Below are 16198 nucleotides of genomic sequence, written 5' to 3' on the forward strand. Positions count from 1 at the left end.
TTTTACTTGTCAGACAAATGCTTGGGATGTGACAAATTGTCGCACTTGAACGGATTTAGGAGAAGAAAAGAAAAAACATTGACCTAAAACAAAAACAGCCACCGAGAAGGGGGCTGTTTGGTATAAACGACAGACAATGCTAAATTGCCATCACTTCCATTTGTTGGTCGCACCACTGCAGCGCTTCATGGTAATAGTCTGGCAGCAGGTCCGGGTCCAGGCTCAGCTGCTGCGCCAATTCATTCGCACCTTGCCAGTTTGCCTGTTCATACAACTTGATAAGCGTCAGGTAGCTGGCGAGCAAACCTTCTTGTTTTAACAAGGCATCTTTGATCTCAATGGCCAGTGGCAGCTTGTTCATGACGCTGTCCATGCTTTCATCTAAGATGGCGTCCATCAGCGACATCATGCCTGCGAGAAAGGCCATACCAGTGTCCTTGAGCTTCTTATGTTTAACAGCCAAGAGTTCGGCAAAGCGTGCGCGAGTGAGTGACAGGCGCACCAGTTCCAGCGGTTTTTCTGAGGAAACCTGTGACGCAAATAACAAAGACAAAAACTTTTTAAGTTCCTGATTACCCAACACCACCAAAGCCTGCTTAATGGTAGAGATTTCGGCGCGACGCTTAAACGCGGCTGAGTTAGAGTAACGCAGTAATTTATAGCTGAGGTTAACATCGCGCTCGAATACCTGGGTAATACGCTTTAAGTCAACGTCGACGCTTGATGTCTCGTACAGTAGCTCCGCCAGCGCCATCTCTGATGGTGGCAAGGTTTTACTCTGAACCACTTCGGGTTTAGCAAAAAAGAACCCCTGGAAGTAACTAAAACCAAGCTCAAGTGCCTGTTGGTATTGCTCATGTGTTTCGACTTTTTCTGCGACTAGTTCAATATTCTTGAACGGCGCAATGGCTTCTTTAATCTCTTTAATGGTTTCAATATCTGTGGTCAGGACGTCTATCTTGATTTGGTCGATAAACGGATAGAAGTGTCGCCACACCTTTTGATGCTGATAATCATCCAGCACTATGGTGTAGCCTTTACTCTTGAGATCCTGCACGGCGGCAAGCAAGCGCTTGCCCGGCTGTACTGTTTCAAGGATCTCAACAACCAGCTGTTCACGCCCCATCATAGTGGGGTAGCCTTTGAGTAAGGTTTCCAGCGTGAAGTTGATGTAGGCGGGTTTGTTGTCGGTTAAATCTTCCAGGCCAAAGTTAAATTGACTGCCTTCGATCAACCTTGAGGTTGCTTCAGAACCATCAATTTCCGGGAAGACATTATCTAACCCGTCACGAAATAACAGCTCGTAACCCACGAGTTCTTTGTTTTTATTTAGGATTGGCTGCCTGGCGGCATAAAAATACATGAAAGATACACCTGACTGAATACTTCTACTGCACAACAATATAAGGCAATCTCAGGCTTATTTCATTAATTAATTCAGCTTGTTTCAGCTTTTGGTATTAAGGTATGAGGGTGTTCACGCGCAATTCATGCCCAGTTCACCCCGTGTAACTTGGGTGGTGATCTATGCCATGTTATAGTGGACCTTTCGCAATGGCTTTTGTCCCAATCTCAGCTAAGAAAAAACAGCATCTGATATTGTGGAGAGGAGCCCGGACTAAAGGAGGTAATTTTGGAAACTGGCACAATGATCTCACTTGCCATGTATTTCATCGCCATGCTGGGTATCGGACTGTATGCGTATCGAAAGTCAACCAGCGACGTGTCGGGTTATATGTTAGGTGGCAGAAGTCTTCCACCTAGCGTCGCGGCCTTATCTGCGGGTGCCTCGGATATGAGTGGCTGGATCCTTATGGGTCTGCCTGGCGCCATGTTTGTCAGTGGTTTCAGCAGTACCTGGATAGCAATAGGTTTGGTAATAGGTGCTTTTTTAAACTATTTACTGGTGGCACCACGACTGCGTGTTTACACCGAACTGGCCAATGATGCGATCACTATTCCAGACTATTTTGCTAATCGCTTTGAAGACAAAGGCAATGCGCTGCGTATTGTCTCGGCGCTGGTGATCATTATTTTCTTCACCCTGTATACATCCGCAGGTGTGGTCTCTGGCGGTAAACTGTTCGAGAACTCATTTGGCATGAGTTACGAATCCGGCTTGTATATCACGACCGGTGTGGTGGTACTATACACTTTGTTCGGCGGATTCCTGGCTGTCAGCCTGACCGACTTTGTTCAGGGCTGTATCATGTTCCTGGCGTTAATTTTGGTGCCAGCCGTGACGTATTCACTTTTGGATAACCCGCTTAGCGTGACACTCAACGATATTAACCCTCAGCTGCTTACCTGGATTGGTGCTGGTGGTGCAATTGGCATCATCTCAGCCATGTCCTGGGGCTTGGGGTATTTCGGTCAGCCCCATATTATTGTACGTTTTATGTCTGTGCGCAGCGTGAAAGACATGCCTACGGCACGACGCATCGGGATGAGTTGGATGCTGGTGGCAACGATTGGTGCCATCACAACGGGTCTGTTTGGCGCTGCTTATGCGCACGAGAATGGGATTGTGGTCGAAGATCCGGAGACGATTTTCCTGATTTTATCTGAGCTGCTGTTCCACCCCTTGATTGCTGGGTTTTTGCTTGCAGCTATTCTGGCAGCCATTATGAGTACCATTTCTTCGCAGTTATTGGTGAGCTCCAGCTCCTTGACGGAAGATTTCTATAAAATCTTCCTGCGTAAAGATGCCTCAGACAAAGAACTGGTGCTGGTTGGGCGGATTAGCGTTGCGCTGGTATCGCTGTGTGCCATTTATCTTGCCTACGACAGAGACAGCACGATTTTGAGTCTGGTGAGTAATGCCTGGGCTGGATTTGGTGCCGCATTTGGTCCGCTGGTACTGCTGAGTTTGTTCTGGAAGCGGATGAACTTTGCAGGCGCTCTGTCTGGTATGATAGTGGGGGCTGCAACGGTACTATTCTGGATCTATGGCCCGGTGACGGTTAACGGCCAGCCACTTAGTGCGCTTATCTATGAAATTGTACCCGGATTTATCGCGTCATCAATTGCGATTGTAGCGGTAAGCCTGGCAACCCCTGAACCCAGCGCCGCAATCACTGATAAGTTCGAGGAAATGCAAACCGCACTATAAGTGTTGCACCCACATCAATAGCCGCGGTTTGCTGACCGCGGCTTTTTAGTGCCTGAAAGGTACGGCCTGATTGCCTTCAGGGCTGAATTGAGCTTGCATTCGGGTTTGTGATAAGGCTTGCAAATCGGCGGGAGGGCGTCCGGTTTGTCGTTTTGTTGTTTCAATTTTTCTAATTTTCCTTATCATGAACAGTATCGTGATCCGGTCAGTATTAAGCTTTTTGGCCAATGTCATGGTGTACGAGATCATCCGCAATTCAGTGAATTTAAGGCAATTTATGCTTGTTACTATATGGCAATAAGGTTAACATGTGCGTAACCTTAGTGGGTGGTCCTTTCAATTCATTAGAAGGACGGAAAATATGAAGTTTTTTATAAAGAGCTTAAATAATAAATCAAAAATGACCCAGCCAGAGAGAGTTTCTGGGCTGAGCGAAGAAAGTGCACGGCTGGTTGCTGGTGGCACTGGAGGAGGTGATGGGTCACAACCTCGAGCTCGCGGTTTCTCTCCTGAGTCTGCACAATTGTTTGTTGGTGGGTAATCGGTAAGGTTTTAGCCAAGCATGAATGAGTTTTATCAAGTTACTGGATGGATAATAATAGCATTAGAGCTGTTTGTTGTTTTGTTTTTGCTCTATAGCTTTAAACAGCATCGCTTTGATTTATTTTTCGGTGGGAAAAGTACCTTGAAAAAGCAAAGCGATCATGAGCTACATTCATGCTTTCTGGCTTCCCTGGCTGTTCTTGTTTTTTATACATCTAGTCGTAGCTTGGGTCAGTATATTCTTAGCCTGCCTTTTGAAGTGATGCAGATGCGCCAAATTTACTACTTCTCACTAGTATGCACGGGGGCTGCATTTATTACAGTATTGTACCTGTTGCATGCCATCCGGGGTTGTAGCTTTTCCGCTACTGCGCGTGTAGTCGCATACATCGCATTTGCAGTCATGTTTATGAACTTCGCTCAGTTAATCCTGCGTGGTTACTTAAATAGTGACATATTGTTTGATGCATATGGGCCATTTGTTGTAATGGGGAACGTGTGTACATTTGTTATCTTAGCCAGATTTCCATTCTATAAACTAATGGAATCAAGACTTGCCAAGGGAGAGATATAATAATGGAATTAGTCTACATCGGCAGTATGCTAATAGTCGTCGCGTTTATTTTTGTACTGGCCATGATCGTCAAAGGTTTAAGGCTCAGACCCGTTGAACAGCGATTCAAATCACTGATCATAGTCGCTAAAGACAATGATGATGAGGTGGAAGATAAATACACGGAAGCCTATGAAATCGTTATGGAGTTTGGTGACTTACTTGCAGCGGAAAAGAACCTGGAACAATATTACGGCGTTAAAGATATATATGACCGTGTTGAAGAGTTTCGGGCGGAAAACCACCAGATGACTAAGCAAGAAAAAGTCACACTTAAACTTGTTAAGTGATCATATCTGTTGCCTCTGAGCGGTTGTTTGACTATGACCGCTTAAGATATTCACCAGGCTAGTGCAGCCCTTAATTCCAACTTTATGACGTAGCGTCAGGCACTATCAACTTTTCGATCCATGCAATAAACTTCTTCGCATTCACGTCCTGGAAACGGCTTTTTCCGGGAATGTAATAGCATAACTCTGAGGTAACACTTGTATTGCTGACGGGCTTTAACTGACCTATCGCACACAGCCGACGAGTGAGCGTCTCTGAGCAAAATACCAGTGCCTGCTCTGCAACCGCCTGCTGTACACAGAATAACTCCTGATCAAATTCCCTGATATTAAAATCTACCTTTTTTAAGTCGTTCTCAGCCAGCCAGGTATCGAGTGGTGCTTTACACAGTGTCAGGCTTTTCCAGCGAGTGGTGTAGAGAACCGGATGAGTGTCAGAGTCACTGAGCGCCTGCAAACTCTGATGACCAAACAGGTTGTAATGTTCCACATTCAGCCTGTCTTGCGCCTCGACCTCTTTGATATTACCGAGCCGTATCGGGATTGTATGCGGCTGACAGTCTATCAGTTCTCCACTGGCAATTTGCACCGCGATGTCTGGATAGTGTTGATTAAACAGGTACTGTTCCGGAAGCAGTGCTAATGCTGCAAATGAAGAGGTGGTGCTGACCCGAACTACTTCATTAAGTTGTCTGATGTTCGCCAGTGCAGTTTCTATTGTTGTAAACCCTTCGGAAGTGGCCGTTGCCAGTAAGCGGCCTGCATCGGTCAGGGCTATCTTCCTGGTCTGGCGGATAAACAAGCGGACATTGAGACGGTCTTCAAGCTTACTAATATGATGAGAAATCGCGGTAGGTGTTAACGCCAACTCTTCTGCAGCGTGTTTAAAGCTACCGTGACGCGCAGCAGCTTCGAATGCTCTGAGCGCTTGTAAGGAGACATGTAAAGCCAAAATCAGCGTCCTGATTAGAAGTTTATAGATGATTTTAACTCATCCTCAGGTGTAATAGTATCGTTTGTTCAATAGCGCGCTGTGACGCACACTATATTGCGTTCAATAATCAAAAAGGTAACTCGTATGAGCACAATACTGCATATAGACTCAAGCGTCAGAGCCATCAGTAATGCAAACCCATCGCACAACTCACTGTCAAAGAGCATTGCGCACAGGTTTATTGAAAGCTGGAAAAACCAGGGTGTTATAGATGAGTATATTTATCGCGATGTTGGTATTCATCCACCGCAGTTTATTACTCAGGACTGGATTGGTGCAGTGTTTACGCCTGAGCATAAAAGGACAGACAGCCAAAAGCAGCAGCTGGCACTTTCTGATACGCTCATCGACGAATTAGCGCGAGCAGATGTTGTTGTTATTTCTACTCCCATGTACAACTATGGTATGCCAGCACAGCTCAAGGCTTGGTTTGATCAAGTTATCCGAGTCAACAAAACATTCGACTTTGATCTGAAGCGCGGAGATTTTCCGTTACACCCCCTGATGTCTGGGAAAATACTGGTTGTTATCGCCTCTTGTGGCGAATTTGGCTTTGGCAAGTCAGAAATTCGGGAAAGCAGTAATCACCTCATGCCGCATTTACGTACCCTTAGCCGTTATCTGGGTGTGGAGGCTATGTATGAGATTGTCAGTGAATATCAGGAATTTAACGATGAAAGGCACAAGACTTCACTTGCGAGGGCTTATGAAGGGGCAGAAAATTTGGCTCTGTCATTAGCGTGTGCTAGACAGCCAGCATCAACAGACTAGGCTCAGGTCGTCACTCAATGCGATCATTTAAGCTGAAAGTGGTCGCTTTGGGTTACTTTTGATTTTTTCAATAACGACTTTCAAATCCACTTTTTTAGACGAATCATACTAAGCTCGTCTTTTTTCGTCGTGTGTGGCACTGTCTTGTAAAAGTAAAGGTTTCAGGTCGCGCAGGATAATATGCCCATAGTCCTGATAACCAGCCTGTGTGCCAGGCGTAAACCACTTCATATGTGCAATAAACTCAAGTGAACTGGCAATACTGTTGATCAGGCTCTGCTCCATGTCAGTCTGGAATACCAGCGGCGGCTGCGCCGGGGCTTGGGGTTCGGAGCTCAGGACCTGTTGTTCACCAGTTAATAACCACAAGGCACTGTCTTTAGTCGCCGGGTGTAAGAAGAATTTGCTGACAACGGACAGGGTGGGTTCTCTGACATCTTTTTCATACTTTCGGTACGAAGCAGTAGGGATATCCAGGATCTCTGAAAAGCCAACCTGAGAATACCCCAAGTTGATACGTAACTGTTTTAATCTTGTAGCAAAAGTATTTGACATATGACCCAATCCGGTTAATTATTTATCCACCTGACCCGTTCAGACTACATGACTCTCAGTCAAATGTCTAACCGGGACGAAAAATAAGCACTTGAACGACAACAAAATCAGCTAAGTGTGAAACTCAAGACCTGTGTTAAGGGGCTTACTCGCCAAAGGCTGAAATTCTATGTCTGGGTGTGTAATACACTGTGATTGATAATAAGCGGATATGTTATGACTACTGTTAGAAGAAATGAATCTGTGCGCAAAGCACACACAATAGCAGCCAGAAAGCAAATTCAAACTGCGATCCGTCGCCTGCGCAGAGAAATGAACTTAACTCAGGCAGAGCTAGGTAAGAAGCTTGTTACACCTGTTGATCAGGCCACCATCTCCAACTGGGAATGTGGTAAATCTGATCTGTCAGCTTGTCAATTATTAGATATTATGATGATTTTTGGCCAGCCAAACTTTATGAGTTTGCTGGAGCAAGGGGCACAAAGCGATTTAGTCGACGAAAAGCAGTCGGCCTAACGTACTCAACCTCTGATAGCGTTTCTGTCAGTCAGGTCCCCCAACTAACATATCGTGTTGTCGGGCACGCTCGTGCCCTGTTTTTACTTTTTATTCGTCTAATCTCCATTCCTGTACTAGCTTTCCTGTGGGAGCAAGGATCCTTTAGCCGTCGCTGGCTGTATTCGATAGCCTGTTAAGCCCTGTTTCTCTGGGCAAACTTAAAGGCTTTCCTGCTTGCAGTCCCATCCTGTCACGTGCCTGTCACTATTGAGAGTTGTTAGCGACCTGGGCGCAATCAAGCAAGTACAAGGAGCTTTTTATGTCGTCACCTAAATCACAGTTGGGATTTGATCAGAACCAACGTAAAATTATAATCGGAGAGCAACAAGACTCAGAACTGGGCCCGTTATGCCATCTGCCCGGCAGCTGGCAAAATATCGGTGACCTGCAGGGGCATGGCTGGAATATGATTGCCTTGCCTTTTGCAGCGGGAGACCTGGATTATCGCTTGTTGATGAACCAGTATGATGAAACACTGACTTTCAATCTGGTTGATAAAGGCGTACCAAACAGAGGAATACCTGACGACCAATCGGTTGCTACACTCGATTATACCCAAATCATCAACCAGATTGCGGCGGATGATTTTCCTCACTCAGGCCTGGCAGGCAAGCCCGGACTGGCTATCCACCACGAGCCGGGGTTATGGCTGCATATGCGGGATCAATTGACCGATGAGCTGGATATTGCCCGTTTGTCTAGTATTCCTCATGGCGATGCGGTGATCGCATTGGGTAAGAGTGCACAATCTCGTTCAGGGTTCGAAATACCGGCACTGAACGGGCTACCCGTCGGTGTAGCGGGGGATATTGATACAAGCCCTTATCTGGCCCCTTATAAACACTTCAGGGATCATCCGTTTGAGGGGGTATTTGACCCAACTCAGGCAAATGCACTGTTGCAAAAGGCAATCGCGCCTTTGCTCAGAGATGGCAAAGTACGTAATACGACCAAGCTGGAAGTACGTTCAACCGCGGCTTCGGGATCTGTAAACAATATTCCATTCGTTACTCGTCAGGCAAATGCAGCAGAGATGCATTCTACATTCTGGATTTATGAACTGACAGAGACCGACTCAAATGGTAATCCCAAGCTTTGGTTGCAATATTCCCAGACAGTGATCCTGGATTTCTTTAATCGTAAAGACAGACCGGGAGAGCTAATCCGTTGGCCTCATATCAGCATTAATACACTGGAAAAGGTACCCACTTAATTTACTGCTCCAGCCTCAGACTGGCCTTACCGTAAAGCCAGTTATAAGCCTCAGTGCCATGCGCTCGCTCTCGATGTGATGAAATGGCACTTTATATTTTGCCTTGCGTTTTCTCTAATAAAGGAACACACTGTGTAAAAATAATTAACAATAAAGCCACAAGCCAAAGGCTCGAAACGGGTTTTCGCTTTGATGTGGATAAATTAAGATGTTTACACTGGTCATATTGTCTTTGGGTTGCCTGCACGGCTTGTATCTCAGTTATGAGCTCATCCGCAAAAATACAGCGAATGATGCTAACAGAATGCTTGCCTTGTGTATCCAGTGCTTTGTTGCGCTGCTGTTCTTTATTTTGCTCGATGAAAGTGGCGCATTTTATTACGTCCCCTATTTGATAGGCTTTCAGGAGCCCGTTACTTTTTTATTGGCGCCTTGCTTCTACTACTATGTACGCAGATTAACTTCGCCAGCTTACCTTCCTTTTGTACGCACGCATCTGTTGCCATTTTTCATCGCCGTGTTGTGTGCCACACCTTTTTATTTACTTGACGCTCAGAGTAAATGGCAGTTTTTGTATGGTGATATGTATGCGCCGGATTTACCCGTTTGGTATCTGTCCTGGTATGAAAACGGGTTTATTTTTGGGGCTATGATCCAGGTCGCAATTTATCTGGTTTTATCGTGGCGTAGACTTAGCACCTATCAGATAGTCTCAGAAAATAACTTTTCGTCACTTGAGCTGATTAACCTGAACTGGCTGAAGCGATTATTGCTCATGCTAGGCTCGCTGTATGGTTTGTGGTTTCTCGATGAGGCCATCGAGGTGAATGCCATGGCCTGCATTGATCATGGTTCCGGGATAGGTTGTCACTACGACTGGCTAATCGGAGAGCGGGTATTCTTCTTCTCCGAGTTGGGTGTTGTGATAGTGTTCTACCTGATGAGTTATTATGGTTTGCGTCAACCAGAAATATTTACCCAGAGTAATCAGTATCTTGAGCTGGAAAAATCCGAAACAAACAAATACGTTAATTCGGCACTTTCTGAAACGCTGGCTGCTGAGCTTTGCAGGCTGATTGAACACCAGGTTCAGGATGAAAAGCTCTTTTTAAACCCGGATCTGACACTGCATGACTTGGCCTGTGCGAGCGGACACTCACGGCACCATGTTTCACAGGCGATCAACCAAAGTAAAAATATCAGTTTTTTCGATTTTATTAATCAGCTGAGAGTGACACATGCTCAGGCGCAGTTGCTTGCGCACCCGAACAGGAGTGTTCTGGATGTGTCACTGGACAGCGGCTTTAATTCGCGCTCTGCGTTTTACGGGGCGTTCAAACGATATACCGGGGTAACGCCGGGGGAATACCGAAAACAGCACAAACAGCTCGCAGAAAAGTTGTCCTGATCTGTCGAGCAGGACGACTTAGGTCAGTTGTCGCGACAGGATGTCATTGTTATTTCAATGGAGAAAACAACAATGACAAGACAAGTACCCATTCAGCTGGGGCTGTTTCACCAGTCGCTATATCGGCACCTGAGGTTCGTTCAGTATACACCCTCCCATGTTCACTATCGTCAGCACAGCTCTTTCATTAGACATGTTTATCATGAATCTGAGGTAGAGGTGCATGTCCAGTCAATGCGCCACGGGGGGTTAATATGACTTTACCCAATTTACTTCGTGTAGCCACTTTATATGGTGCGTTGAATACAGCTATGGTCTGCGCCAGTTCACCGGACACGGACCTGGAGCGTATAACAGTTAGTGGCAGTCAGTACACGCTTGCTGCTGAGCAAAAGGTACACTTTCTGTCGAAAGAACACATAGAAGTCATGCCCCATATTGCCGACGATATTTTTCGTCTCATGCCAAGTTTACCGGGTGTGGCAGCCGGAGATTATTCTGCTAATTTCTTTGTTCGTGGTGGTCACTCGGATGAAGTACTTGTCTTACTGGATGGGCAGCAGCTTTACCGGCCATTTCATATGAAGAGCTTCAACAGTGCCTTCAGCATAGTAGACACTGAGAACGTAGGGGCGTTAGAGTTTTCCAGTGGTGGGTTTACAGCGCGCTATGGCAACAAAATGAGCGGCGTTATGGCCATTGATAGCATTTATGATATATCCGAACAAAAAAGTAGTTTGGGGGCTAGCTTCATCAATGCCAGAGCCGGTTCACAAGGCACATTTTCAAACGAACGTGGCACCTGGATGGTGTCGGCTCGGCGCGGCTATCTGGACTTGGTGCTTAAAGCGGTTGAAGATGAGTCAAATAAGTTCGAGCCCATCTATGCCGATCTATTTGTGAAAGTGCGCTACGACCTGTCGGATATGCATGCTCTGTCGGGACATTTCCTGTATGCCTGGGACGATGAAATACTCGATGATACCTTTAAAGAATGGGATGGGGTAACAGAGTATCAGGTTAAGGAAAAGGTGAGTGGTCAGTACAGTAGCGTTTATTTTTGGACAGTACTGAATTCAGACTGGCACGCAGACTTGAGTAGCCAGACCTTATTGTCAGTCGCCAAAGTAGAGGAGGACCGGCGTGGTGGCCAGTATGATCCGACGGAAATATGGCTTATGCTGGATGATAAAAAGTTCTTTTACGCCTATTCCCTGAAGCAGGACTGGCAGTGGCACCTTAGTGAAGATCATTACATAGAGTCGGGTTTTGAGGCGAAATATCTGGATGCACAATATGACTACTGGATGGAAGCCTGGTATCGGCTTAATTATGATGGTGAAGACTACCGCTATCGTAAGACCCGGTTAACGGCATCCGGTAATGTGTTTGGTGCCTATGTCAGCGACCGTTGGCGGCTCTCTGACGCCTGGGTAGCTGAGCTGGGTTTGCGCTGGGATCAGCAAGGTTACTATGGATTCACCAAAGCGCAATGGAGTCCCAGAATTGCGCTTTTGTACCAATTTACAGAAGGTCATCAGGTCTCTTTAAGTGCCGGTGATTACTATCAGCCTGAGGATATTCTTGACCTGCAGGTTGCTGACGGTATCACACAATTTCACGGTGTTGAAAAAGCCCGGCATATGATTTTGTCCTATCAAGGGGCGCTAGGTCCGAGGTTTCAGTGGCGCGCCGAGGCGTATCTGAAAAAACTCTCTGATCTTCGGCCATGGTACGAAAATGCCTTTGATATTTATGAGTTTTTACCTGAAGGACAGGCAGACAGATATCAGGTCGCGCCTCAGTCTGCCAGAGTAAAAGGCGTAGAACTGAGTTTTCAGCACAGTATCTCGCCCAAATGGCAGTGGCAGGCAAGTTACAGCTGGTCCAATGCGCAGGATAAGGTAAACGGGCGCTGGTATCCTCGCAGCTGGGACCAGAGGCACTCAGTGAAGCTGGCAAGTAATTATGAGTTCGATAATGGTTGGCAGCTTAGCGGGTTGCTGTATTTTCACTCTGGGTGGCCAATCACGGGAGAGTCAGGGTCTTTGTTGCAAACTTCAGGGGGACAAGTTGAAGTTCAGCGAAATCTGAATGAGCGAAATCAGCTCAAACTGGGAAACTATAAGCGAGCAGATGTCCGGATCCACAAAATCTATCCATTATCAAACAGTGAGTTAACCGTATTTTTTGAAGTGTCCAATGTCCTGAATTTTGACAATGAATGTTGTATCGAGCGTACAAGCTATAACGTCAATGAACAGGGAAAGCTGCTTAAAAAAGAAGAGCGAGGTCACTGGTTACCCATCATTCCATCATTTGGTATCAAGTGGGAGTTCTAAAGTCAGAAATACATAGCCCGGTTACTGTACCGGGCTATGAGGTGAAAGCTTATCAATCCTGGACAGAGCGAAGCAGGGCGTTAATGCCTACTTTCTCACGGGTTTGCTGGTCAACTTTCTTAACTATAATGGCGGCATACAGGCTATGCGTGCCATCTTTGCTCGGTAGTGAGCCCGGCACCACTACCGCACCTGCTGGTACGCGGCCGTAATGGATCTCACCGGTTTCACGGTCGTAAATACGGGTGCTTTGTGAAATATACACACCCATAGAAATCACAGCACCTTCTTCAACAATCACACCCTCAACAATCTCAGAGCGAGCGCCGATGAAGCAATTGTCTTCAATGATGGTCGGGTTGGCCTGCAGAGGCTCTAATACACCGCCAATGCCCACACCGCCTGACAGGTGCACGTTCTTACCAATTTGTGCGCAAGACCCTACGGTAGCCCAGGTATCGACCATAGTCCCTTCGTCTACGTATGCGCCAATATTGACATAAGACGGCATCAGAACCACGTTTTTTCCAACAAAGCTGCCCTGCCGTGCAACGGCGTTAGGCACGACACGCATACCACCTTGCTGAAATTGCTCAGGCGTGTAGTCGCTGAATTTAAGCGGCACTTTATCGTAAAACTGGTTAACGCCATCATGCAGAGGTTGGTTGTCACGGATACGAAATGACAGCAGAACCGCCTTTTTTAGCCACTGGTGTACAACCCACTCGCCGCTGATCTTTTCCGCAACGCGAGCTGCGCCAGAGTCCAGCATGGCCAGCGCGTCAATAATGGCATTTTTAACCTCAGGAGACACATCACTTGGTGTGATGGTATCGCGTTGTTCCCAAGCTTGTTCAATAATGGTTTTTAAATCCGACATAGTGTCCTCATTTATTCAGATTCTGCATTGAGTTTTTTCATCAGTGAACGATGTAATGATGCTTTGGCATCTTCACTGAGACGTTGATAATCTTTGTCCGAGACCACAAAGAAATCCTCTGCGCGTTCGCCCACAGTGGTAATGCGTGCGGCGTGAATGTGCAGTGAATGAAGCTGAAATACCTCGGCTATTTTAGTCAACAGGCCGGGAATATCTACTGCCTGTATCTCTATCAGGTTGCGGTCGCTGCGTGCGTGAGGGCGTACCACCACCTTAGGTTTGATGTTGAAGTCTTTAAAGCGGTGAGAGCGATTTTTCTTAAGCCGAATTTTCTTTTTCGGATCGGTCAGGATCACTTCTAAGCTGCGGCGCAGGGTTTTAGCTCGTCCACCGCTGATAGGTCGACCATCAACCTCCAGAATGACAAAGCTAAAGACCACATAGCCATCTTTGGTCGTCAGGACCTGCGCATGCTGGATCTGGGCTTTTTTGGAGCCAATCACGGCCACCAGTTTGGCAAACAAACTCGCTTCGTATGGCGCATAGACAAATACCTGAGTGCCGCCATGCATAGGTTGTTCTGAGACCACCACACAAGGCTGGCTCAAATCATCACGACCAAGCAGGTATTCGGTATGCCAGGAAATTTGTTGTTCGCTAAACGCGGTGAAATAGTTGGCTTTAAAGCGCGCCCAGATCATATCAATCAGATCTTCGCGGTATTCTTTGTTGATAAGCCGTTGCTTGGCCTGTTGTTTTTTATCACGAATTTGGTCTCGCATATCCATGGGATTTTCAAGCCCCAGTCGCAGTGCGCGCTGCGTATGTAAATAAAGCTCTCGTAACAGGGTGTTTTTCCAGTCATTCCAGAGATTGTCATTGGTGGCACGAATATCTGCCACAGTGAGACAATAGAGGTAATCGAGTTGGCGTTCGTTTTTTATACGAGAGGCAAATTCGTTAATCACATCCGGGTCATTAATGTCTTTACGCTGCGCCGTGACTGACATTAGCAGGTGATTTTCAACCAGCCAGGCAACCAATTTGCTATCGGACGAAGAAAAACCATGCATACGCGCAAAGGCTGAGGCATCCACAGCCCCCAGCTCTGAGTGATCTCCACCTCGGCCCTTGGCAATGTCATGGAAAATTCCTGCCAAATACAATAATTCGGGTTTATCCATGCGGGTGACAATTTCAGAGCACAGTGGGAATTCACCCTGATGTTCGTGGCTGAAGTAGCGATAAATATTATTGATCAATTTATGGGTGTGCTCATCCACGGTATAGGCGTGGAATAAGTCGAATTGCATCTGACCAAAGATATTGCGCCATTGTGGCAAATAGGCGGCAATGATCCCGTGCTTGTGCATTAAGGTAAATGCGCGACCCATACCGTTGGGGTGCTTAAGCAGGCGCATAAATGCGTCGCGACAAGCAGCATAATCCTGCAAGTCACCCAGCAGGCGTCGCCTTACCTGACGAACGGTACGGATGGTGCTGGGGTCGATGTCGGTTATCTCGGGATGATCGGCAATGTGCTCAAACAATAAGATCAGATTTTCCCGACGAAAGAACACCGAGGGGTTCTTGACCCGAATTTTTTTGCCAACACGTTCAAAGTGGTTGTCGAGTGGTACCACAGTTTGCTCGCTTTGATCCGGTAAAATGCTTTGCTCAAAATACGACAGCAGCATTTGATTCATCTCCCGCACCCGGCTCATGATCCGGAACAGGCGTTTCATCATACGCTCAACGGACGCTTTACCTTCTGAGCCAAACCCTAATAACTCGGCCGCATGAGGCTGATAGTCAAAGAGCAGGCGGTTTTCGCTACGCCCGGCAGCCAGATGCAATGCAAAACGGATATTCCAGAGGTTTTCGAGGCACTCCAGCAATTCCTGATATTCTTCGTGAGTCAGGTAGCCGTGGCTTATCAGCTCCTCCAGCGTTTCGGCATGAAAGTGCTTTTTAGCCACCCAGAAGATGGTCTGAAGGTCGCGCAGGCCGCCGGGGTTCTCTTTGATATTTGGTTCCAGGTTATAAGCGGTACCGTGGCACTTTTTGCGTCGCAGGCGCTGCTCTTTGACCTTGGCTATGAAGAACTCATCGGATTGCCAGATGGGCGTTTCCACAATATGGCTTTTCAGCCGCTCGAACTCGACGTGATTACCACAAATCAAGCGGCTCTCCAGTAAGCTGGTGGTAAAGTGGACGTCTTCACGTTTTTGCTCCAGCACCTGCTCGTGGGTTCTCACACTGTGGCCAATATCCAGGTTCAGATCCCACAGCAAAGTCATAAAAGACTCTAATGATTCTGTCAGTTCAGGCCCAGGCTCCACTTTGCAGAGCAGTAAAAAATCGATGTCTGAATATGGGTGTAACTCGCCGCGCCCGTATCCACCCACGCCAATGAGTGCGAGGTCGGGAAATTGGGCCAATCCGGTGTCGGAATAGAGCTTGATCAACAGCCTGTCAATAAATTCAGCTCGGGCATTGATCAGCTGCCGGACAGGTTGTTTAGAAAACTGATTGTTTAGCCATTTATAAAAATAGGCCTGGCAGTTTTTGTAGTCATTCAAGGTTTGCGCTTCGTCGAGAAGCGTTTTTACTTTGTTTGGTAGTGCCACCTGGGCTCCCTATGTTGCGCGCAAAACTCACAGCTCAGTTTTACACTAAGTGGCAAAAAAATGCGAGGAAGTGATAGAGGAAGGGCGCTTAAGTGGATGAAAAGGCAGCATACAGACCAGCAAAGCAAAACGCCACCGGCTGGTGGCGTTTTTGAGTTCATACCAATTTGCTTGATTAAGTGTTCTATTTTGAGGCGAGAAAATATAGTCGATAACTAGGCAAAAATTTTGCTATTTAGTTGTTCTAAATGAGAAATTTTTAACACCGTTACCGTTATATTTGCTCCGT

The 16198-nt window shown here is 46.7% G+C and carries 14 protein-coding genes; 9 read left to right on the top strand and 5 right to left on the bottom strand.

Annotated elements, in window-relative coordinates; genetic code table 11:
• Positions 1–139: 139 nt before the first annotated feature.
• Complete coding sequence (locus tag CWB98_RS19015) at positions 140–1363, bottom strand: EAL and HDOD domain-containing protein (RefSeq protein WP_138546270.1); 1224 nt, start codon at positions 1361–1363, stop codon at positions 140–142.
• Between the two features lie 270 nt (positions 1364–1633).
• Between CWB98_RS19015 and putP the strand changes: the two genes are divergently transcribed.
• The 4 genes from putP to CWB98_RS19035 all read left to right on the top strand — a co-directional run bounded on the left by putP (position 1634) and on the right by CWB98_RS19035 (position 4558).
• On the top strand, positions 1634–3112 hold the full coding sequence (putP, locus tag CWB98_RS19020; RefSeq protein WP_138546271.1) for a sodium/proline symporter PutP: 1479 nt from the start codon (positions 1634–1636) through the stop codon (positions 3110–3112).
• A 361-nt stretch (positions 3113–3473) separates the two neighbouring features.
• A complete protein-coding gene (locus tag CWB98_RS19025) occupies positions 3474–3653 on the top strand; it encodes a hypothetical protein (RefSeq protein ID WP_138546272.1) in 180 nt (59 codons plus the stop codon).
• A gap of 21 nt (positions 3654–3674) precedes the next feature.
• On the top strand, positions 3675–4229 hold the full coding sequence (locus CWB98_RS19030) for a hypothetical protein (protein ID WP_138546273.1): 555 nt from the start codon (positions 3675–3677) through the stop codon (positions 4227–4229).
• Positions 4230–4231: 2 nt separating this feature from the next.
• Complete coding sequence (locus CWB98_RS19035; protein ID WP_138546274.1) at positions 4232–4558, top strand: hypothetical protein; 327 nt, start codon at positions 4232–4234, stop codon at positions 4556–4558.
• 82 nt (positions 4559–4640) lie between these two features.
• On the opposite strand, the gene CWB98_RS24660 is transcribed toward CWB98_RS19035, so the two are convergent.
• Entirely contained in the window at positions 4641–5510 is an 870-nt protein-coding gene (locus tag CWB98_RS24660; RefSeq protein WP_138546275.1) for a LysR family transcriptional regulator, read from the bottom strand.
• Positions 5511–5636: 126 nt separating this feature from the next.
• Here CWB98_RS24660 and CWB98_RS19045 point away from each other — a divergent pair, with 126 nt between their 5' ends.
• On the top strand, positions 5637–6323 hold the full coding sequence (locus CWB98_RS19045; protein WP_138546276.1) for an FMN-dependent NADH-azoreductase: 687 nt from the start codon (positions 5637–5639) through the stop codon (positions 6321–6323).
• Positions 6324–6431: 108 nt separating this feature from the next.
• Here the strand turns inward: CWB98_RS19045 and CWB98_RS19050 are convergent, their stop codons facing one another.
• Positions 6432–6878 (bottom strand): helix-turn-helix transcriptional regulator, encoded by a 447-nt coding sequence (locus tag CWB98_RS19050; protein ID WP_138546277.1) that lies wholly within the window; start codon positions 6876–6878, stop codon positions 6432–6434.
• Positions 6879–7094: 216 nt separating this feature from the next.
• On the opposite strand from CWB98_RS19050, the gene CWB98_RS19055 reads away from it, so the two are divergent.
• The 4 genes from CWB98_RS19055 (at position 7095) to CWB98_RS19070 (ending at position 12399) form a co-directional block, all read left to right on the top strand.
• Positions 7095–7394, top strand: a complete 300-nt coding sequence (locus tag CWB98_RS19055) for a helix-turn-helix domain-containing protein (RefSeq protein ID WP_082353206.1) — start codon at positions 7095–7097, stop codon at positions 7392–7394.
• Between the two features lie 301 nt (positions 7395–7695).
• Positions 7696–8649 carry a heme-binding protein gene (locus tag CWB98_RS19060; RefSeq protein WP_138546278.1) on the top strand — a complete coding sequence of 318 codons (954 nt, stop codon included), beginning with the start codon at positions 7696–7698 and terminating at the stop codon, positions 8647–8649.
• Between the two features lie 208 nt (positions 8650–8857).
• The gene (locus CWB98_RS19065) at positions 8858–10057 is read left to right on the top strand and encodes a helix-turn-helix transcriptional regulator (RefSeq protein ID WP_138546279.1); all 1200 of its coding nucleotides are present in this window, start codon (positions 8858–8860) and stop codon (positions 10055–10057) included.
• A gap of 254 nt (positions 10058–10311) precedes the next feature.
• On the top strand, positions 10312–12399 hold the full coding sequence (locus tag CWB98_RS19070; RefSeq protein ID WP_138546280.1) for a TonB-dependent receptor plug domain-containing protein: 2088 nt from the start codon (positions 10312–10314) through the stop codon (positions 12397–12399).
• Between the two features lie 52 nt (positions 12400–12451).
• Here CWB98_RS19070 and dapD read toward each other — a convergent pair whose 3' ends face one another.
• Both dapD and glnD read right to left on the bottom strand, forming a co-directional pair.
• On the bottom strand, positions 12452–13279 hold the full coding sequence (gene dapD, locus CWB98_RS19075; protein WP_138546281.1) for a 2,3,4,5-tetrahydropyridine-2,6-dicarboxylate N-succinyltransferase: 828 nt from the start codon (positions 13277–13279) through the stop codon (positions 12452–12454).
• An 11-nt stretch (positions 13280–13290) separates the two neighbouring features.
• Positions 13291–15909, bottom strand: a complete 2619-nt coding sequence (gene glnD / locus CWB98_RS19080; RefSeq protein WP_138546282.1) for a [protein-PII] uridylyltransferase — start codon at positions 15907–15909, stop codon at positions 13291–13293.
• Positions 15910–16198: the final 289 nt, after the last annotated feature.

The sequence above is a fragment of the Pseudoalteromonas rubra genome (assembly GCF_005887115.1).
Taxonomy (GTDB): Bacteria; Pseudomonadota; Gammaproteobacteria; order Enterobacterales; family Alteromonadaceae; genus Pseudoalteromonas; species Pseudoalteromonas rubra_F.

Excerpts from the sequence above, each read along its gene's own strand:
- CWB98_RS19060 (WP_138546278.1), top strand. The coding sequence starts at position 7,696 with ATGTCGTCACCTAAATCACAGTTGGGATTTGATCAGAACCAACGTAAA.
- CWB98_RS19045 (WP_138546276.1), top strand. The coding sequence starts at position 5,637 with ATGAGCACAATACTGCATATAGACTCAAGCGTCAGAGCCATCAGTAAT.
- CWB98_RS19015 (WP_138546270.1), bottom strand. The coding sequence starts at position 1,363 with ATGTATTTTTATGCCGCCAGGCAGCCAATCCTAAATAAAAACAAAGAA.
- CWB98_RS19065 (WP_138546279.1), top strand. The coding sequence starts at position 8,858 with ATGTTTACACTGGTCATATTGTCTTTGGGTTGCCTGCACGGCTTGTAT.
- CWB98_RS19070 (WP_138546280.1), top strand. The coding sequence starts at position 10,312 with ATGACTTTACCCAATTTACTTCGTGTAGCCACTTTATATGGTGCGTTG.
- CWB98_RS19030 (WP_138546273.1), top strand. The coding sequence starts at position 3,675 with ATGAATGAGTTTTATCAAGTTACTGGATGGATAATAATAGCATTAGAG.
- CWB98_RS19055 (WP_082353206.1), top strand. The coding sequence starts at position 7,095 with ATGACTACTGTTAGAAGAAATGAATCTGTGCGCAAAGCACACACAATA.
- CWB98_RS19025 (WP_138546272.1), top strand. The coding sequence starts at position 3,474 with ATGAAGTTTTTTATAAAGAGCTTAAATAATAAATCAAAAATGACCCAG.
- dapD (WP_138546281.1), bottom strand. The coding sequence starts at position 13,279 with ATGTCGGATTTAAAAACCATTATTGAACAAGCTTGGGAACAACGCGAT.
- CWB98_RS19035 (WP_138546274.1), top strand. The coding sequence starts at position 4,232 with ATGGAATTAGTCTACATCGGCAGTATGCTAATAGTCGTCGCGTTTATT.
- CWB98_RS19050 (WP_138546277.1), bottom strand. The coding sequence starts at position 6,878 with ATGTCAAATACTTTTGCTACAAGATTAAAACAGTTACGTATCAACTTG.